Below are 18,804 nucleotides of genomic sequence, written 5' to 3' on the forward strand. Positions count from 1 at the left end.
GACCGGACGGAGCTTGCTGAAAAGACTGTGGCCGGTGCGTTGCACCCGTTGAGCGCCTACCGGATCGGGCGCGGGAAAAGTGTGTCCGCGCTTGCACGTACGGCAGCACTTTCCCCCGATACGATCCGGTCCATCGAGTTGTCGGAAATGCCGGAAACAAGCGATGCAATCAAAGCTGTCACCGCGGTCGTCGCGGCAGAGATCGCTTCAGACACGAATGGATCCTCTGGAACCGGCTTCGTCGCGGGCGACGGCTTTTCTAACGGTGGCGGTGTCGATGCCGGCGGCGGCGCAATGTGACGGCATTTGCCACAGATCAGCTTTGCGCGGCGGCCCAGGCTGCCGCGCCCCCTCAAGAAAAGCGCCTCTTCAAAATCGGCAAAGCCGAAGGTCGGTTGCTGGCGCTCCGGAATTTGGATGGATGACATGAACGACAAAGAAAAGAGGCCCGAAATTTTGGGCATGATCGAAACGGTTTTGCGCGCGGAGAACCCAGATTTGCCAAATCTTTGGTTTTTTGGGCAGGCGCGGAAGACCGGATGGCATTTATCGAAGTGTACGGATGCGATGAAAATCTCCACCGTCGCCGTTCGATCCGTACGCGAGCAAGTGACATACTGGCGCTGCTGGGCATTACGGTAGAGTTGGAGTCGGGATGTGATGCTTTCGAGATTTCGCCGATCCGGCCAAGAAGCGCCCATGAAGTCTTAAAGACCATCGACGCGTACAACCGACTAGTCTCGGATCGGTCCGAGTAATCCCTGTCGGCATCGCAAAGCGGCGAGGCGGTTCTGCCGCCTTCCGCGTCCTCGTTGTTTGGCGCGCGCAGTTCGACGAAGGCCACAGCGGAATCTACGAAAAAAATTCAATTTTTTTCTTCGCCCAAATCAAAACGAGCCAACATTCCCATCAGAAAGGAGGACACTACCCGCACTGATCGTCAGCCCAACAGCCCTTTGACTCCCGTCCCGATGGACAAAACCTGCAAGAAAAGGAGCTGACTATGTACTTGCAAACCTCCCTCGATCCCCGAACCGCAACCCCAGCTGAGGAAGCTGACCTTCGCGATCGCATGCGAAATCAGGCTTCGGCGTTCCTGCATTCCTGCGAGCTGCTCGCGGGCAAGCCGGGCGCAAAGCTGGTGCAGGATGTGTTGGATGGGTTGATGCGGACACCGAAACTGACCTGGCGCCTTTAGGCCCAACTGGTGCAACTGCTGGAGATTTTGTCGCTGGAGCACGTCCATGACACAAGCCGTCCAGATGCCAGCTATTTCGCCGCGATCGATCCGGCCGATCCCACCGTTGAAGAGATTTGTCTGGTCACCGATCGCTTGCGGTGCGCGCTGCAAAGGGCGGGGGTGAGCCTGCCCAGCGATTGCTTCGCATATGCCTGACGCTTTCTGACCGCCCGCCGCGGGCGGTCGCTTTAAGCCGAATTTGAAACACTGCCGTCGCGGTCCGGCGTATGAAGGAGATGTTGAAATGTATGACACCAAACCTGACGCACGAGAGCACTTGGGGGATGCCATCTTTGATCTGGGCCAGTTTTTGCAGCGGCACGAGCGGGGCCTTTTCGAGTTGATCGGCCCGGACGACGAGACGACGTTTGAAGCGTGCTGCGATCTTCACAACGAAGCCAAACGCGTGGTTGCCCCCGATCCGCAGAAAATCAATCGGCTTCTCAGCACGGTTGTCGCGGCCCTGGCTGCGCAGCGCCCGTCTTTTCTGGAAGAGAGATCGCGACAGCACAAACGGTGCATGTTGGCCGAAAACGCTTGGTATGGCGCGCGGCTGACGGATCGGCTGCACCTTATCCAACTCCGCCACGCCGCGGCGGGTCGAATAGCCGCGTAGCACCCTTCGAACTCCAGCCCACTGGCCCGGCGTTTCCCGACGCCAGGCTTTTTTGCGCGGGTTTGTCTTGGCCGATCCCGCAACAAAGCGCTCTCGCCTCGGATGCCAAAGTAAACGCAAACGGCTCTGAACAAGAAAAATCGCCTCTCGGTTTTGCGAGCGCTTGCTTTGGACCTATCTCAGGAGAGTCGAACCATTGAACCTGTTCAATCGCAGGCAATTCGCCGAGTTTTTGGCGAAGGCCTTTTTATGACTGCAAAATGGTCGAATTAGCTCAAAAATGGCCGGGAATTGCTTTCCGCCATAATGTAGAGACATAGCAAAACGTGTCCATTACACGATCTGCAGGTCCTTATTTTATTGGTTCATTTCGGCCCGTCGGCGGCCAAAATGACCTTTTGCACAGATCAAATGGCCATCGAAAGTTCAAAAAAGTGCCGCCCGAAGGCGGCAATTTGGCAAATCGTTGGGCCTTCAAGCCGCTTAAGCCCCTTCACCCCATCCAGAACCGAATCTCGTCAGACGCATCGGGCGGCGGATCTGCGATGCATGCCATGATCTCATCCGGTGAAACCAAGACCGCTTGGAACCCGTGGCAACCCTTAAGCCGGTAGACTGTTGGAAGAAACTGGCGAAACAGCATTTCGAGAATGGCCCGTAATGTGACCCGGGTTTTCTCCGCAGCTTTGGCAAGGTGGACGTGAGTTTCGGGAGGCTCCTCCAGAAGCGGGCCGACACCTTCGATGAACTTGAGCGTGCGTTGAACCGACCGTCCGTCGATCGACTTCCCCAGCTTGCTTTGCAGCTGACCGTGGTCCTGTATTCTTGTCAGCTGTCCTAGTGAAATCAGCTCAGCCACGATTGGACGTGATGCAGAGAGCATATCCGGGACCTGCGTCACCGGTACCGCGCGCTTTGCCCTGTCGATCAAGACCTTCGCCTTGGCATAGTCGGCAACCACATTCCGAGCGCTCTTTTGCTCCTCTCCATCCTCAATCACCCCGGCGACACGTAGGACATTGGCCAGTGTCTTCGAATGCAATCCTTCAGCCTTCGCGATCGACGTGATGCTAGACAACCGCGGATGTTCCACTGCTTTGCCGAGCAGCATCTGGCCCGGGACCAGAGGAACATGTTCGATAATGACGTCTCGAACGAGGTCGCGAATTGGCCCTGGATCTTTGGTCAATCGGCTGGCGAACAGCCACCCGTAGAGCATGCCAAATGCGCTGCGCGGGCTCGGATGACCATTTTGACGGAGACAGCATGTGAGGGTCTCCGCCAGAACTGTCCTGATTGCATCAGGACCCTCCTCCAGCAATGACCAACCTTTGCGGCTCGCAGCATCCCACATGTCTTCCGTCATGTCGGCTGCTTTTTTGCCGGGTCCGTAATACAGAAGGCCGCCTAGCATTTCACCGGTACGGCAGACTTGATCAATGCCCTGATCGTCCAGCCAGGCGGGGCCTGCCTCACCCGCCAACCGGCGTTCCACATATGTCTGCAAGCGAGACGGCTCTCTCCGGGAACGTGTCTTCGCAACCTCCAGCTGCTCCGCGATTGCTTCCGGCATGGCTTGAAGCTCGTGAAGCATGTCGCTCCACGTTCCCATGCGGATGTCGCTCATTGGCAGATTGTGTTTCGGACAGGTCCGATATGGCGCAAGCCGCCACTGAACCCGATGGCGCATTGCCTCATCAGGATGTTCACAGCTGCCGATGTCCTCAGCAATGCAGAGCGGGCAAAGCCGAGTGACCGGCCCCGTGGTGAACTCTGCTGAGAATTCCTCGCCACAAAGTTTGAAGCGACGATGTTCGACAGGGACGATGCTGTTGCGGATCACCTCTGCAGGATCTTCGCCAGCCTTCACACAGAGCCTCTCAACTGCGTCACGCTTGCCACGAGCTAGATCGGCAATCGGGATCCCCAGGTCGTTCAGGAACGGGACGACGCGGCCTCCCGTATGGAAGGCCGCCTGCCGCGATGCCCATGACATCGGCGTTTCGCCGGTATGGAACGCGATTTTCGGAAACAGCGCATTCATCACGTGCGCACCTTGCCGGAACAGCGTTTTGAAGAGGCGGCGTGGTCCTCATCCGCATCAGGTTTGAGAAGCAGGTAGTTTTCCGCATAGAAGACATTCTGCGATGCAAGACATGCCTCGTTCATCGCATAGGCAGAGGCAAAGTCGTCGATCGCCAGATGCTGCGCATTGCGGGCAAGCGCGAACTCCATAGCAACCAGCAAGAGCTCGACAGCGCGGCCAAAGCGATACCGTGCGCCATGGAAAACGCGCGCAACAAGGTCGGCTTCCACCGGTGGCTCAAGGTCGACCCGCGCACAGTAGTCCGACATCACCGTGCAGAACATGTCTCCATGAGCCGCCTCGGTGAGCTCCGGCAATACCATCGCAGTGAATCGACGTTTCACCTGGGGGTCGGTCCGAATAACCTGTGCAAGATCGTCGGTGCCAGACAGGATAACGGCGACAGCATCATCGCCCTGCATCAGCGACTTGAGGGCCCGCAGGATGGCCTTGCGATCGGCACAGAACAAATCCTGCGCCTCATCAATCCAAAGCACGGCGACCCCCAACTTGCTCAGTCGATGGCGAAAGAGTTGCCAGAGAGACCAAGCCTCCTGCCGCGGGTTTGCATCGGAATATCCGGAACGCTCCAGCAACGCGAGGGTCATGCTTTTGAAGGTTGCAGGACTGGGAACGGGACAGGCGATGACCCGCGGCACCCCATCACCGGCCGGAGCCAGTTCGGGAATCTTGGTCAGCGTCCGGTCCATCAGGTGCGACTTCCCGCTGCCGGGATCCCCGACGAGCATCATCCCACGGGTCTCCCCTGTCTTGGTGAAGTAGCGGGCCTTGGGGATGAGATTGCCCTCCCGATCCCGCGCGAGGAGCCGCTTGACATGCAAGGCAGCCTCAGCATCCCAATCCAGCCCGATATGCAGTTTGCGGACCGCGTCCAGAGCGGCTTCCTTGTTGACGAAATCCTTCATGATCAGTCCTCCTCGATCGTGATATTGGTTGGCTTCGCAGGCAGATCCGAGGGTGCGGTCGCATCGCCAGACGGCTTTTTCGGCGCGTTGTGATGCATGGGAACACCGGTCAATTCTTCCGTCGACGGAATATGATGGCCCAGTTCACCCTTCTGCTGAGCAGGCGCCTTGCGCTCGAAGAATTCGACCCCGGCCAACAGGTCCCGCTCGGCGCGCTCCATGCGCTCCTCCGACCAGTCTTCAAGGTTCAGGCTGGACGCCTGCTTCGCTTGCTCGTTGCGATCATTGATGGCTTTGATGGCTTTGCGCACCGCTACATTGTCCAAGCGGTTCGAGGTCGGGTTGGCCGAACGGGTGTGCCGAATGGCCGTCAGCCAGGTTTGTGCAGCTACCCCCTTCAGGGAAGTGTCCAGGGCCGGAACCTCGAACCATTCCTTACCCAACCGGACGGAAATCGCGCCCATATCCTTGGGGTGCCACCGCACATCAACAATGTGCGGATCCTTGCGGCGCATGTAGGTTTGCAGGTGTTCAGCCTGGTAACGCACCCCGAGGATCGTGATCCCGGTCTTGTCGAGGCGATACTGGCGCTGCTGCCCGAAGCACAGGCGCATCATCTCCATGTCCGGCGGAGGAAGAACCCCGTACTCCTTGCTCAGGCGACGCCATGCCTTGACGGGTGTCTCGCCATTCAGCCCACCGTGAGGCGTATTGTGGTAGATGTCCGTCACCCAACGGATCAGGGCAAAGGTGAAGTCATCCAAGGTCAGGACGGCCCGCTTCTCCGGATCGGCATCACCTTTCTTGATGATGCTGCTGAAAGTGTGACCGGTCAGTCGTGGTGCAAAATCGCTTGCGAAAGTACCAAACACCCGCTCGATGGTTCCGCGGTTCTCAGGCACACCGTTCATTGCCATTTCCCATGCGACGCCAAGATCGCTGGCCGCCATGCGGAACCGTTGCGATTTAAAGGCTGCGCCGCCGTCAAAAACGATCAGCTCAGGGGTGCCATGCATGTCCCAAGGCGTCATGCCTCCCACAGCATCTGACCACGCGCCTTTGTTGGTCGTGATCATCTGCAGAAGCTGAACAGCCGCTTCCTCTCCAGGATTGCGGCTCAACACCATCCCAACGATGCAGCGCGTGGCACAACAGATTGCGGCGGTCAGTGTCCAGCGACCACATTTTTTACGCTTCGTCTTGCCCGACCCATCTTCATCACCTTCGACATAGAGACCCAGCGAACGCTTCGCGTCATCCTCTAAGAGGTCATAAATCCCGCTGCTCTGCATCAGCGTCATGACGTCGACCGTCCACTCGTCAATCTCGACGCGCTCCAAGGGCCGCGTCACTGAGACACCGTTCAGAACCGGCCGGAACTTCTTGCGTGCGGCGGCTTCCCCGTTGCGGGCCAATTCAACCTGATAGGGGTCCAGCGCACGGATGGCGCGGCGCACGGTTTCCCGGCTCGGGATCGTGAGCGGCGATTGTCCATTTGCGACGCGCTGCTCGTTGCGATCGTGGAAGCTGATTTGCACCTGCTCATGGATATGCTTGATCGACGGCTTTTCAGGGGAGAGATACGTGCGCACCTCTTTCATCATCAGACCAATCGCTTCCGGGCCCATCCGGTTCGATCGGTTGCCACGACAATCGATCCGGTCGACAAGACCGCTCCGGCCGAAGTTATCCATGGCACTCAGCCAACGACGTAGGGTGCGCGGCGACGGACGAACGCTGAAGTCTTCACCTTTTGGCAGCTTTTCCTTCCCAGACGGGTTGAGATTATCAGAAAGCTCCATGGCACGACCCATCAATGCCGGCATGTTCGCCTTGATGGACTCGTCCGTGAATTTCAAAAGACCCTCGCCGTGCATGTCGAGAGCAGCCTGACAATACGCTTCCTTCTTGCTTGACCGAACCTTGACGCCACCGACGAGACCACCGTGGGCTGTGCTCATCTGCAATTGACGCTTTGCCGCGAAGTTTGGATCGAAATATCCACACTCGACCCGGATTGCGTGCGTATTCCCAAGCCACTGCAACTTCTGATGAGTGAAATGCTCAGCAAGTTGCGTTTCGTCATCGCGGACGAACACAAGGCCAACTTCAGTTTCCTGATGGAGCCGATATCCGACCCCTTCAATGGTGACGCGGTCAAATTTGCCAAAGGCGTAATGGGAGTTTTCGTTGGTGAACGAGAGATCCATGGGAATTTCCTTTCAAGGGATCAGGCGGCATGAGGCCGCTGGACAGCCTGCCTAGGTCGGCAGGCGATTGAACTGAGTGAGAGACTGGAGAGGTCAGAGCGTTGTCGGCAGAGTCTCTGTCAGGTCGTTGAACCATGCGTCGAACTCGATGCGCTCCAGCGGGTGGCGTGCGCGGAAAAATCCAACAGCAAAATCAGGAGTCTGGTCGCCAATCGGCTCAATGGCGCAGGGCGCATCATACAAAATGCAGGTCATTCAGTGTCCTTTCATCAGGCATAGAGAGGTCCAACCCAGGCGAAGGTCGCCTCGGCAGATTCAAAACACGGGGGGAGACCGGCCGCGCTGGATGGTTCACAGCGGGCCGATCTCGGGAGAGGATGATCAGCTCATGCGAGCCCGCAGTACTTCGGTACTGCGTTCCATGCGCTCGTGGCGCAACATCTGAAGGTGGCCGGAACGGATCAGGCGTACGACGGCCCGAAAACCCATCCCTTCGAGGCGGGTTCGATCCACCAGATCACCGATGGTAGTGACGATGGGCGCATCGGCCAAAACATCCAGAGCAACCGGATCGGCAAAGGCATCAGGGCGACGTACTGAGTGGAACAGTTTCGCATTGTGCAGCGCGACCGGGCAGACGTCCTCTTCAGTGAACAAGCGGAAATCGTCCAGGAAACACTGGGCAATGGCCTGCTCTTTGATCCGTGCGAGCTTGCACTGGTAAGCTTGGCTGACCCGGCTCGCCGGACGAACGGCGTAACCGCAGATAGTGCCATCGATCCGTGTGACTACGAGGTCGATGAAATGGTCGAAGAACTCGCCGTGCTCATCATACCATGCGAATTGAACCTGTTCGACGAGGTCCAAGGTTGTCGCGCGGTAGCCCAACAACAGGGCAGCGTTGGTCTCGAGATGGCTTTCAGTGCCAAGGCGCACGCCTTCCTGATCACCCAGGACGAGGCCGCCGGTAAAGTGCTTGGTCGAGCCAACCTGGGTCTTGCGGTTGCTACGGCTGGATGCGGGAAGGCGGATACCGCCAGATTGGAAGTGATAGGACATGATCGTCTCATTCTTTCGAACATAAGGAGGGGATCGCTGCCCGAGAGTTCGGAAAGCGGTTGACCCCAGAAGCCGTCCAACCGATTTCGCCAAGGCGCTGAGCCCCCGTCGTGAAACTGCTGAAGACAAGCCTCTCCTGTCCCCATCCGGAGATGGGTTGGGCGGGATCTGTCATGTGTGAAAAGACCGATGTCCTTGAAGCGATCGCCTAAAGGTGATAACTTCACGTTGAAAGCAGGAAGACCTCGGTCTTTCGAGATAAGTCGCGGTCTGTTGGCGCAGATCGCGATTTTCATTTTTAGGGTTCAGGCATCTTCGTTCCTTTACTTGTTTTTTCTCGGCGTTCGGCTGTCGGTACGCTACCAACAAACTCACCTCGGGAAAACTTTTTTCCTTTTTAATTCAGCGTCTTACGAAACGGGAAGAGACTAGTTTTTCGCATATGCGCAGCCAGTTGAAGTTGTGGTCGCCTACAGCGGCTCTGCGAAACCCGGTATTGGCCCTGTCGTTACGCGCCTCCGAAAGAAACGCGAAAAACAAACCGACTCTTTTAGTCGGAAATTATTCTTCATCGCGTTCTCAGCAAATGAACAAGGAATCTGACCGGCTACACATGGAGATTCGCAGAGTGGCGATAAGAATCCGGCGAGGTCAAAGTTACCGAATCCAAAAGGCACATATCCGGGTAAAAACACTGTCTTCGCTTGCTCATGCTTCCTGCGGAACCGGCGCAAGGGTTTGCACCGTGGCGGCCTGGGTCAGGCTATCCGTATGAGACGGCAAGAGTTATGAAGCGTTGGCTGTGTCATGGGGCAAGAGATGAACAATACGCTCATCGAAAACAAGGAATGCATAAGCGCTTCGATCCCGCGACACGATAAGTTGTGGCGAGGTCGCAACAAAATCTGACTGCGTGAAGAATGGATATTGTTGAGGATTGCATCGATGGTCTATCCGCTCCCTATCAGATGCCAGACGCTCTACCGATTGCTGATAGGGAATTCCTAAGTGACCGGGCATCGAACCCTAGATCTCACGTTTTCGCCGGAAATTTTATTTCGCAGTGGCTCTTGAACGGTGACCGACTACTCACCAATGACTGCCTTGTCTTCCGCACATGATGAGATCATGAACCTTTGCGCAGTGTCGCAAATCGACACAAGACCCTGAAAGTATCCGCGCAAGGATCGCGCATTCATCCTGAACTTTGCTTGTCCAAATCCCCTGAACCAAAGCAAAGGGGAGGCCCAGGGTCAGCAGGGTCTAAAGTTCTTCTATAGCTGGTTAGCGGGTGTTTCCTGGTCGCGAACTTACCCCAAGACACGGGACAAGTATGCGTGGGGCCAATGAAGAAGACCTCGCAACCGTCATCATGGTTCAGAATATCCACATATTTTCGGTGCTATCCCGCAGCCTTTCTTTGCAGGATGGAAGAAAGCACACTAGTCTGCGGCAAAGGATACGAGAAATGCCTGAGAAGCAATCGAAACCGGCCAACCTGAACCTAAAGATCACCGAGGACGAACGGTGGGACTTCAAAGAGTTCTGCGTCAGCCATCGGATGAGCCAGGTGGATGGCTTCCGCCTCGCATTCAAGCTGATGAAAGAGCATTTCGAGGCAGAAGGCAAATAAGCCCCTCACGGGCCAAAAGGACCAAGACATTGAGCGACGCGCAGACCAAGAACACCTCACTTGCAGACTTTATTTGGAAGAACGCAGACGACCTCTGGGGCGATTTCCGGCACACCGAATTCGGCAAGATCATTCTGCCTTTCACCCTGCTACGCCGCCTCGAGTGCGTTCTCGCACCCACTCGGGAAGAGGTCCGTGAAACCGTCAAGAACCTGGGCGACAGCGGCATCGATATGGACGTAATCCTGCGCCAGCAAACCGGCTTTCCCTTCTACAACACCTCGAACTACGACCTGCGCAGCCTCGGCGCGACCCGCACACGTGCAAACCTCGAAGACTACATCTCGCAGTTCTCCGACAACGCCCGCGTCATCTTTGAGCAGTTCGACTTCGCCAACACAATCGCCCGGATGGACCGCGCCGGGGTCCTCTACAAAATCTGTCAGAACTTCGCCGCCATCGACCTGCATCCCGACACCGTGCCCGAGCGCACCATGTCCAACGTCTATGAGCACCTCATCCGCCGCTTCGGCGCCGAGGTGAACGAGGCGGCAGAGGACTTCATGACGCCGCGCGATGTCGTCCACCTCGCTATCGAGCTTTTGCTGGACCCCGATGACCAGCTCTTCATCGAAAACCCCGGCCTCATCCGCACGCTCTATGACCCGACCTGCGGCACTGGTGGCTTTTTGTCCGACGGGATGGAGCATGTCCGCAACCTGCAGGACCGTTACTCCATCGCCCCCGTCATCATCCCCTACGGCCAGGAGCTGGAGCCAGAGACTCACGCCGTCTGTCTCGCCGGCATGCTGCTCAAGACGCTCGAAACCGATCCCGGCCGCGATCTGTCCAAAAACATTGCCCTGGGAAGCACCCTCTCGGCAGACAAACACCGGCCCGAGAAATTCCACTACTGCGTCTCCAACCCGCCCTTCGGCAAGAAGTGGGAGAAGGACCAGGCCGACGTCACCCGCGAACATAAAGAACAGGGGTTCGAAGGTCGCTTCGGCCCCAAGTTGCCCCGCGTCTCGGACGGCTCCATGCTCTTCCTGCTGCACCTGCTGTCCAAGCTCGAAAGCCCTGAGAACGGCGGCGGGCGCGCGGCGATCATCCTGTCGGGCTCGCCACTGTTCAATGGCAACGCAGGTCAGGGCGAAAGCGAGATCCGGCGCCACCTGCTGGAACAGGACGTGGTCGAGGCCATCATCGCCCTGCCCACCGAGATCTTCTTTCGCACCGGCATCGGCACCTACATCTGGATCCTGTCCAACGACAAACCCGCCCATCGCAAGGGCAAGGTCCAGCTGATCAACGCGACCGAGATGTATGAGCCCATGCGCAAATCCGAGGGCAACAAGCGCCGCCGCGTGGGCGAACAACAGACACGCGATATCGTCCAGATGTACGCGGATTTCGAGGCGACCAAGCAAAGCCTTATCCTGAGCGCGCCTGACTTCGGCTACCGCCGCATCAAGGTTTTGCGCCCCCTGCGCAAGAAGATCGTCATCTCGGCCGAGGGTCTGGCGACGCTAGCCGACGAGAAAGCATGGGAGAAACGCACAGAGGCGCAACGCGCAGGTTGGACCGCACTCTTCAACGATCACATGGGCGCGGAAGAAGGCTGGCATTGGATCGAGGCCTTCGCCAAGAACGCCGTCAAGCGCGATGCGGATCTGGGCAAGGCGGATGTCGCGCTGATCAAGGCCTTTCGCAAGGCGCTCGGCGTGCATGATCCCGAGCTTGATCCCGTGACGGACAAAAAGGGCCAGATCATCCCCGACGACGACCTGACCGATTTCGAAAACGTGCCACTGGCCGCGGACGGCACAGCCGACATCCACGGCTATCTGGCGGCGGAGGTCACGCCCCACGCCCATGACGCCTATATCGACGAAACCTATCGCGACGAGTCAGACGGCCAGATCGGCATCAAGGGCTATGAGATCAATTTCAACCGCTACTTCTACGAATACTTGCCGCCCCGCGATCTGGACGAGATCGACGCGGAGTTGAAAGCGGTCGAGGCCGAGATTGCAGCCGTGCTGGCGGAGGTAGCGGGGTGAGTGAGGACGCCGCTGTATCACAATGGAAAGAGTACCCTTTCTGGGCTGTCGCCAAGCCAAAATCGGTTTCCAACGCTTCGGCGGAAAGCTTGCTCTCGGTATATTTGGACCGGGGGGTCATACCCTATTCCGAGGGCGGAGGGCTTGTCCACAAACCGGCGGAAAGCCTAGAAAAATACCAGTTGGTAGAACCCGGCGATTTGGTCTTGAACAACCAACAGGCTTGGAGAGGTTCATTAGGGGTCTCCACGTACCGTGGCATTGTGAGCCCCGCATATCGCATATTTGAATTAAATGGAGAGGTAGTGGACACTCGCTTTTCTCACTATCTTTTCAGATCCCGACCTTACGTTGAAAAAATCATGCTCGCTTCGTTGAGCGTTGGAGATATCCAAAGACAAGTGAAATGGCCGCTTCTGAGGGTTTTGTTACTACGTGTGCCGAATATCTCTACACAATCAAAAATCGCGGAGTATCTCGACTGCGAGACCGCGCGGATTGATGGGTTGATTGAGAAAAAGACCCGCTTCATCGCGCTTCTCAAGGAAAAACGCATCGCCGTCATCACGCACGCTGTCACCAAGGGCATTGATGCGGCGGTGGTAATGAAACCTTCTGGGGAAGACTGGCTAAGCGACATTCCCGCACATTGGACAGTGGTGCCACCGACGGCGCTTTTCACCGAAAGCAAGGAGCGCGCCCGAGAAGGGACCCAGATGCTCTCGGCGACCCAGAAATACGGGGTGATACCCTTGGCCGAGTTTGAACGGCTTGAACAACGGCAGGTCACCATGGCCCTCGTTCATCTGGATAAGCGCAAACATGTGGAAGTGGGTGATTTCGTGATTTCCATGCGCAGCATGGATGGCGGGCTTGAGCGGGCGCGCGCAGTTGGCAATGTGCGGTCGTCCTATTCTGTTTTGAAGTGCGGTCCGCATGTGGAAGGGCGCTTCTACGGCTACCTACTGAAATCGGGCCTCTACATTCAGGCCCTGCGCCTGACGTCTAGTTTCATCAGGGATGGGCAGGACATGAATTTCAGTCATTTCCGTAAGGTGAAGCTGCCCAAACTGCCTGTGGCCGAACAAGCGGCCATCGCGGATCACATCGACACCCAAACCGCCCGTATCGACAGCCTCATCACCAAAACCGACCGCTCCATCGCCCTCCTGCGCGAAAAGCGGGCGGCGCTGATCACCGCGGCCGTCACCGGCAAAATCGACATGAGGCATATGGCATGAGCGATCTGCACCATGAAAAGCATCTTGAGGCCTATATCGTCGAGCGTCTGCGCGCGCAGGGTTGGCTCGTCGGCACCACCGACGATTACGACGCCGACCGCGCGCTCTACCCCGAAGACCTCGCCGATTGGCTGAAGGCCACCCAAGCCCCTAAGTGGGACCGGCTGGAGGCGATGAATGGCGCCAAGACCCTCGACAAGGTCGCTAGCCGCCTTGAGGCCGCGCTGGAAAAACACGGCACGCTCCACGTCCTGCGCCGCGGCTTCGACATCGCAGGCGCAGGCCATCTCGACATGTCCGAGGCCGCCCCCGAGGATCAGCGCAACGCCACCACCCTGCACAACTATGCCGCCAACCGCCTGCGCGTCGTCCCGCAGCTGAAATACCACCCGGGCCGCGCGCTGGCGATTGATCTGGTGTTGTTCCTGAATGGTCTGCCGCTGGCCACGGTCGAGCTCAAGACCGACTTCACTCAATCCGTCGAGCACGCCAAGGCCCAATACCGCCGCGACCGCGCGCCGGTGGACGGTGGCCGCAAGCACCCGCTGCTCACCTTCAAGCGCGGTGCCATCGTGCATTTCGCCATGTCGGATTCCGAGATCTGGATGGCCACAAAACTGGCGGGCGAGGACACATTTTTCCTGCCCTTCAATCGCGGTCATGACGGCCACGGCGGCAACCCACCCCGCAATGATGGCGAATACCCCGTCGCCTATTTCTGGGAGGACATCTGCCGCCCCGACGCCTTCCTCCGGATCTTCCACAGCTTCGTCTATGTCGAGAAAAAGGAGGTCGTGGACCTGCGCGGCAACTGGACGACCAAAGAAACCCTGATCTTCCCGCGCTACCACCAGTTCGACGCGGTCAACAAGATGATCGCGGACGCCAAGGCCAATGGCCCCGGTCAGTCCTACCTGTGCGAACACAGCGCGGGCTCTGGCAAGACCTCCACCATCGCGTGGACGGCCCATGACCTGATCAAGCTGCGCCATGACGATGGTCGCCCCGTGTTCGACGCAGCCATCATCGTGACTGACCGCAACGTGCTGGACGGTCAATTGCAAGACGCTGTGCAGCAGATCGACCATCAGTCCGGCCTGATCGCCGCCATCGACAGGGACACTTCGTCCAAGTCAAAAAGCGAACAACTGACCGAGGCGATGACCAAGGGCACGCCGATCATCGTCGTGACAATCCAGACGTTCCCCTTCGCCATGGAAGCGATCCTGACCGAGCGGTCCTTAAGCGACAAAAATTTCGCCGTGATCATCGATGAGGCGCATACCTCCCAGACCGGCAATACCGCCTCCAAGCTGCAAGCCACGCTGGCCCTGTCGTCCAAGACCGACATGTCGGACATGACCATCGAGGACATTCTGAGCGAGATCCAAACGTCCCGCAAACGCCCCGCCAATGTCTCCCACTTCGCATTTACCGCAACGCCGAAGCACTCCACAATGATGCTGTTCGGACGCCCCGCAGATCCCACGCGGCGCGCCGCCGACGACAACCTTCCGCAGTCGTTCCACAAATATGAGATGCGGCAGGCGATCGACGAGGGGTTCATCCTCGATGTGCTGCGTGGCTACGTGCCCTATAAGACGGCGTTCAACCTCGGTCAGGAGCTCGTGGACGAAAAGCGCGTCGACGGAAAGGCCGCGAAACGCGCCCTCGCCGCATGGATGACACTTCACCCGACGAACGTCACCCAGAAGGTCCGCTTCATCATGGAGCACTTCACAGCTAACGTGGCCCATCTTCTGGACGGCAAGGCCAAGGCGATGGTTGTCACCAGTTCCCGCGCCGCCGCTGTGCGTTACAAGCGGGCCTTCGACGCCTTCATTGCTGACAATCCCGCCTATGCCGACATACGTGCTCTGGTGGCTTTCTCAGGCAAGCTAAGCGGGCAAGAGGTCGCGCATGCTAATGATGACCAGCTGGGCGGCGATACCTTCGTTGTCGAGGACGACGCCGAGTTCACAGAAGCCAGCATGAACCCGGACGTGAAGGGCCAGGATCTGCGCCACGCTTTCGACCGCCCCGAATACCGGGTGATGCTGGTTGCGAACAAATTCCAGACAGGATTCGACCAGCCCAAACTTGTGGCAATGTATGTCGACAAGAAGATCGCCAACGCGGTTGAGATTGTTCAGACCTTCTCGCGCCTCAACCGGACATTCCCTGGCAAAGACCAAACCTTCATCGTCGATTTCGTGAACGAGCCCGACAGCGTGCAAGCCGCCTTCGCGCAATATGACAGCGGCGCAAAGATCGAAGAGGTTCAGGACCTTGATGTAATCTACGACATGAAGGATCAGCTGGACGCGCAGGGCATCTATGATGACAGTCATGTGAACCGCTTTCGCATCGCGCGATACCAGACCGCGGCTGCCTTCAATGCCGACAGTGAAACCGAGCACAAGGCAATGTACGCGGCAACCCAAGAGCCGACCGACTCATACAATATACGTTTGAAAAGCCTTCGCGAAGCGGCACAGAATGCTGAAGATGCCTTTGAGGTTGCGCGGGTGTCGGACAATTCCGACGGCATGAAACGGGCCGATCACGATCGGGAACAGGTCGCCGAAGCCATCGGCCAAATGACGGAGTTCAAGGCAGGGCTGGCACGCTTCGCGCGAACCTACTCTTACATTGCGCAACTGATCGACCTCGGAGACCCTGACCTCGAAAACTTCGCTGCCTTTGCAAAGCTCTTGGCGAACCGTCTGGACGGCGTGCCACCGGAGAACGTCGACCTTCGCGGGATCACACTCACTGGATACGAGATAAAGGATCGAGAGGCGCCTGACGAACCGGTGGAGCCCGACGTCTTGAAGCCGGTGGGTGCAGGTGGTTCACCTGCTCCGGGTGCCGTGCCAGTCTATATTCAAGAGATCATCGAACGCTTGAATACTATTTTTGGCAAGGCCACACCTATCGAGGACCAGATCAGCTTTGTGAACCAGATCGCGGCAATCGCCTCGGAAAACGAGTTGGTCATGGCGCAGGTGGAGAAGAACTCCAAGGAGCAAGCGCTGAAGGGTAACTTGCCAGGCACAGTGGAAGCGGCTGTGGCCCGTGCGATGAAGTCGCATGCCTCTCTAGCTACGCTCCTGCTCAAGTCAGACAAGCAGAGCCTCGGACTGCTATATCCGGTAATTTATGACATGCTGAAACGCGGTGAAAACATCGAGCTTTAGATTTGGGCGAGGACAAGCTGTTTAGCTCGAACAACCCGTTGCGGTCACAAGAGCAAAGGGCATTTTTTTTGCAGTCGCAGCACGCTTTGCAGGCTTTCGTCGCATATGGCTTTAAGCTGTTCCGCGGACGGAAAACGATGCCACAGGTGCGTCCAAGATCACTAATTGAATAGAAGCTCACGCGGCTTTTTTCTTGTCTGCCGGTTCGTGGTGCAGCGTTACAACTTTGTGTCGAACACGATAATCTAACCCCGTTTTTTCATGCTTGTGGATGGACCAAAATACGAGTGGATTTCCGCTTTCATCGTCTGCAGTTTCAACTGCGGTATTTCGATCAGTCAGTTCATCGCGCCACTTGCTTAGCATGGCGTGTGCATCTCGATTTCTGCAGTAGATGATGACTTCGCCTTGATCCTGGCCGGGTACGCCCGTGGAATAACGCGTTGCGAGTTGTTGGAATCCTTGATCAAGCCACGAATAACTCGTGTGCCACTTGGCCTCAGCGACCCACATGAACATGTCTTTGCCGCGAATGAGAATGTCGCAGTGTCCGCCAGCTTGCTCATCGTGCCGAGGTTCGAAACCCAATCCGCGCATGTATTGGCAAATTTCGATCGTCAACTGGTCTTCCGATAGGTCTTGTTTGAGATGGCTATTCACTTCCAGCTCATTGCAGGCGTGGTCAAGTACTGTCCTAACGGCTTCAAGTCGGGCATCATGCGTTTGTGCGAGGGTATAGCGTAGAGCAGCCGCTAGGGCCGTGCCATCGTGTAGAGCTAGAACGGTACTGAGTGTCATGTCAGAGGCCATCAGGAACGGGCCTCCGCGTTCTTGAGCGAAAAAAACGGACACACCTTGTTTGCAGCATCCTCAACTGGGTAGCCGGTGTCTGGGTGTACCAAAAAGTTGCGAGTAAGGACGTTCTGAAACTCCTCGGCGGTCAACTCATGACTGTTGTCATCCTCGTCGATAAAGAATCCACCGGCGTCCAAAATCGCAAACTCGGCCGTGGTGAGCAGATTTAACGCTGCGACTAGTTCGGGTGTTACGGTGTCTTCCCCGACCAAATCGAGGATGTTCTGGTAGGTAAGCGCAGCCGAAGCTTGGGGCTGCAAACCCAAGATGCGGTCAACAAGAACAAGGCACACCGTACCGACAGGGGTTTGTCCCCAGCCTTTTTCGATCGCGCTCTTTATCTCTGCAACTTCCACGTCAATCCAAGCTAGCTCGCAGCTTCTCCTTCGTCGCTGGGCATGTGAGCCACCATTTTGGCTTTCACATGCTCATAGTCCACCATACCGATACAGTTCTTAATGACCGCTCCCGAAACGAGCTGGCCTTTTTCGGGTCCACCTGCGGTTTGCTGACCGCGAGACGTCCCTGCTAGTGTCAGTTCAGGTTGGTAGGCTTGGCCCTCGTGCTGGAACTCCCAGCGGATGCTCACCTTGAAAGGCTCAATCCTAGTTCCGAGCGCATCCTTCCCGCCCTTGTGATACAGCTCATCACGCAGGCAGAGTCTAGTTCGGCGCATCTTTTCGTTCTTGATAGATGCGGTAGAGGTCTTGAAACTCAGTTCCACCACCGTACCCTCACCCACCGTCTCGTAGATTGACGAAATCAGTGGAAACAAGTCAATCGGCTGCTCCAAAGGGGACCCTTCTACCAAGCTGTTCGCTATTGCCTTGAATTGCGATTGAATTTCGTGTGCCAGCTCCTGCCGCATGCCCCTGGGAAAGTCGGTTCGAACCTCGACCAAACCGTCATGGTGCGGCACCCAAATGATGTTGAACATCTGTACCGCCTCAAACTTGAGGCCAATCACCTCGTCGTAGCGTTCCCTGACAGTGTCCGGGTCATTGAAGACCTCTCCGATGGGTATTTGCTCGCGCGAAGTCAGCTTTATGGTTTGAGCGAAGACTGCCCCGACTCCATCGTCGGTCCGTTCCACAGAGACTAGAACCGGTTCAGAAGTCTGCTCAGTAAGTTCCGCTTCGCTCATCACCAAGGGATATCTTTCGGCAAACGCATGATCCGCGGGGGACAGTCCGTTTATTGCCTCCAAAAGCTCCGCTTTGACTGCATCCCCAACCGCATAAAACTTGGTCATTTTTTCGCCGCAGAGAGCATGTTGCCGCAGTAGACCAATCAAGAACGTTTCGGCCTCTGGATGGTCTGTCGATGAATATTTTGCGCGCGCACCGTCCCAACCTTGGGACCCGTCCAAACCGGCTCGCTTCATCGCTCGGTTGGCAAGAGTCCAAGGCATCCTTGCTTCAAGAGAACTTAGAATTCTCAAATCCATGTACAAAAAACCTATGTTCAAATTCGCGGTGATCCATGCAAATCGTCCATGATTTCACCGTCCGCTCAACCTATAGGTAGACTGCCAAGGAGCTATTGTAAAACCAGGCACCGGGGGCCTGATCGGACTGCTTCAACACTTTGCAAAAGTGATGCAGGTCATTGCTTAAAGCTTGCCAATAGCCATCGGTCACCAAACAACCGAGCACGCCCACCTTTTTTGATAAAA

16 protein-coding genes are annotated in these 18,804 nt (G+C 57.0%); 7 read left to right on the plus strand and 9 right to left on the minus strand.

Features of this window, described 5'->3' with window-relative positions:
* Positions 1-56: 56 nt before the first annotated feature.
* Entirely contained in the window at positions 57-581 is a 525-nt protein-coding gene (locus tag RD1_RS18495; protein ID WP_044033262.1) for a hypothetical protein, read from the minus strand.
* A 422-nt stretch (positions 582-1,003) separates the two neighbouring features.
* Between RD1_RS18495 and RD1_RS21025 the strand changes: the two genes are divergently transcribed.
* The 3 genes from RD1_RS21025 to RD1_RS21035 all read left to right on the plus strand — a co-directional run bounded on the left by RD1_RS21025 (position 1,004) and on the right by RD1_RS21035 (position 1,856).
* Positions 1,004-1,198, plus strand: a complete 195-nt coding sequence (locus RD1_RS21025; RefSeq protein WP_105880288.1) for a hypothetical protein — start codon at positions 1,004-1,006, stop codon at positions 1,196-1,198.
* A gap of 9 nt (positions 1,199-1,207) precedes the next feature.
* A complete protein-coding gene (locus tag RD1_RS21030; RefSeq protein WP_011570100.1) occupies positions 1,208-1,396 on the plus strand; it encodes a hypothetical protein in 189 nt (62 codons plus the stop codon).
* Between the two features lie 88 nt (positions 1,397-1,484).
* Positions 1,485-1,856 carry a hypothetical protein gene (locus RD1_RS21035; protein ID WP_105880289.1) on the plus strand — a complete coding sequence of 124 codons (372 nt, stop codon included), beginning with the start codon at positions 1,485-1,487 and terminating at the stop codon, positions 1,854-1,856.
* Between the two features lie 493 nt (positions 1,857-2,349).
* On the opposite strand, the gene RD1_RS18510 is transcribed toward RD1_RS21035, so the two are convergent.
* The 5 genes from RD1_RS18510 to RD1_RS18525 form a co-directional block, all read right to left on the minus strand.
* Positions 2,350-3,900 (minus strand): TniQ family protein, encoded by a 1,551-nt coding sequence (locus tag RD1_RS18510; protein ID WP_011570101.1) that lies wholly within the window; start codon positions 3,898-3,900, stop codon positions 2,350-2,352.
* Entirely contained in the window at positions 3,900-4,868 is a 969-nt protein-coding gene (locus tag RD1_RS18515) for a TniB family NTP-binding protein (RefSeq protein WP_011570102.1), read from the minus strand. The genes RD1_RS18510 and RD1_RS18515 overlap by 1 nt, the downstream gene beginning before the upstream one ends.
* A 2-nt stretch (positions 4,869-4,870) precedes the next feature.
* Entirely contained in the window at positions 4,871-7,078 is a 2,208-nt protein-coding gene (locus RD1_RS18520; RefSeq protein WP_011570103.1) for a Mu transposase C-terminal domain-containing protein, read from the minus strand.
* Between the two features lie 93 nt (positions 7,079-7,171).
* The gene (locus RD1_RS21190; protein WP_011570104.1) at positions 7,172-7,333 is read right to left on the minus strand and encodes a hypothetical protein; all 162 of its coding nucleotides are present in this window, start codon (positions 7,331-7,333) and stop codon (positions 7,172-7,174) included.
* A 126-nt stretch (positions 7,334-7,459) separates the two neighbouring features.
* Positions 7,460-8,137 (minus strand): hypothetical protein, encoded by a 678-nt coding sequence (locus RD1_RS18525; RefSeq protein ID WP_105880290.1) that lies wholly within the window; start codon positions 8,135-8,137, stop codon positions 7,460-7,462.
* Positions 8,138-9,605: 1,468 nt separating this feature from the next.
* Here RD1_RS18525 and RD1_RS20870 point away from each other — a divergent pair.
* The 4 genes from RD1_RS20870 to RD1_RS18545 are packed head-to-tail and all read left to right on the plus strand — an operon-like array spanning position 9,606 to position 16,274.
* Positions 9,606-9,770, plus strand: a complete 165-nt coding sequence (locus RD1_RS20870) for a hypothetical protein (protein ID WP_085978968.1) — start codon at positions 9,606-9,608, stop codon at positions 9,768-9,770.
* Between the two features lie 29 nt (positions 9,771-9,799).
* Positions 9,800-11,833, plus strand: coding sequence for a type I restriction-modification system subunit M (locus RD1_RS18535; protein WP_011570107.1), 2,034 nt, complete (start codon positions 9,800-9,802; stop codon positions 11,831-11,833).
* Positions 11,830-13,074 (plus strand): restriction endonuclease subunit S, encoded by a 1,245-nt coding sequence (locus RD1_RS18540; protein ID WP_011570108.1) that lies wholly within the window; start codon positions 11,830-11,832, stop codon positions 13,072-13,074. Before RD1_RS18535 ends, RD1_RS18540 begins: the two co-directional genes overlap by 4 nt.
* Positions 13,071-16,274 carry a type I restriction endonuclease subunit R gene (locus RD1_RS18545; protein WP_011570109.1) on the plus strand — a complete coding sequence of 1,068 codons (3,204 nt, stop codon included), beginning with the start codon at positions 13,071-13,073 and terminating at the stop codon, positions 16,272-16,274. Before RD1_RS18540 ends, RD1_RS18545 begins: the two co-directional genes overlap by 4 nt.
* Positions 16,275-16,451: 177 nt before the next feature.
* Here the strand turns inward: RD1_RS18545 and RD1_RS18550 are convergent, their stop codons facing one another.
* The 3 genes from RD1_RS18550 to RD1_RS18560 are packed head-to-tail and all read right to left on the minus strand — an operon-like array spanning position 16,452 to position 18,576.
* Positions 16,452-17,072, minus strand: coding sequence for a hypothetical protein (locus RD1_RS18550; protein ID WP_143090259.1), 621 nt, complete (start codon positions 17,070-17,072; stop codon positions 16,452-16,454).
* An 11-nt stretch (positions 17,073-17,083) separates the two neighbouring features.
* The gene (locus RD1_RS18555) at positions 17,084-17,485 is read right to left on the minus strand and encodes a hypothetical protein (protein ID WP_011570111.1); all 402 of its coding nucleotides are present in this window, start codon (positions 17,483-17,485) and stop codon (positions 17,084-17,086) included.
* Positions 17,486-17,496: 11 nt separating this feature from the next.
* Positions 17,497-18,576 carry a hypothetical protein gene (locus tag RD1_RS18560; protein WP_143090258.1) on the minus strand — a complete coding sequence of 360 codons (1,080 nt, stop codon included), beginning with the start codon at positions 18,574-18,576 and terminating at the stop codon, positions 17,497-17,499.
* Positions 18,577-18,804: the final 228 nt, after the last annotated feature.

Origin of the sequence: Roseobacter denitrificans OCh 114 (assembly GCF_000014045.1) — a bacterium.
Taxonomy (GTDB): domain Bacteria; phylum Pseudomonadota; class Alphaproteobacteria; order Rhodobacterales; family Rhodobacteraceae; genus Roseobacter; species Roseobacter denitrificans.

What these genes read in the sequence shown, in the direction of transcription:
- RD1_RS21025 (WP_105880288.1), top strand. Translation starts at nt 1,004, where the DNA reads ATGTACTTGCAAACCTCCCTCGATCCCCGAACCGCAACCCCAGCTGAG.
- RD1_RS21035 (WP_105880289.1), top strand. Translation starts at nt 1,485, where the DNA reads ATGTATGACACCAAACCTGACGCACGAGAGCACTTGGGGGATGCCATC.
- RD1_RS18510 (WP_011570101.1), bottom strand. Translation starts at nt 3,900, where the DNA reads ATGAATGCGCTGTTTCCGAAAATCGCGTTCCATACCGGCGAAACGCCG.
- RD1_RS18515 (WP_011570102.1), bottom strand. Translation starts at nt 4,868, where the DNA reads ATGAAGGATTTCGTCAACAAGGAAGCCGCTCTGGACGCGGTCCGCAAA.
- RD1_RS18520 (WP_011570103.1), bottom strand. Translation starts at nt 7,078, where the DNA reads ATGGATCTCTCGTTCACCAACGAAAACTCCCATTACGCCTTTGGCAAA.
- RD1_RS21190 (WP_011570104.1), bottom strand. Translation starts at nt 7,333, where the DNA reads ATGACCTGCATTTTGTATGATGCGCCCTGCGCCATTGAGCCGATTGGC.
- RD1_RS18525 (WP_105880290.1), bottom strand. Translation starts at nt 8,137, where the DNA reads ATGTCCTATCACTTCCAATCTGGCGGTATCCGCCTTCCCGCATCCAGC.
- RD1_RS20870 (WP_085978968.1), top strand. Translation starts at nt 9,606, where the DNA reads ATGCCTGAGAAGCAATCGAAACCGGCCAACCTGAACCTAAAGATCACC.
- RD1_RS18545 (WP_011570109.1), top strand. Translation starts at nt 13,071, where the DNA reads ATGAGCGATCTGCACCATGAAAAGCATCTTGAGGCCTATATCGTCGAG.
- RD1_RS18550 (WP_143090259.1), bottom strand. Translation starts at nt 17,072, where the DNA reads ATGACACTCAGTACCGTTCTAGCTCTACACGATGGCACGGCCCTAGCG.
- RD1_RS18560 (WP_143090258.1), bottom strand. Translation starts at nt 18,576, where the DNA reads ATGGATTTGAGAATTCTAAGTTCTCTTGAAGCAAGGATGCCTTGGACT.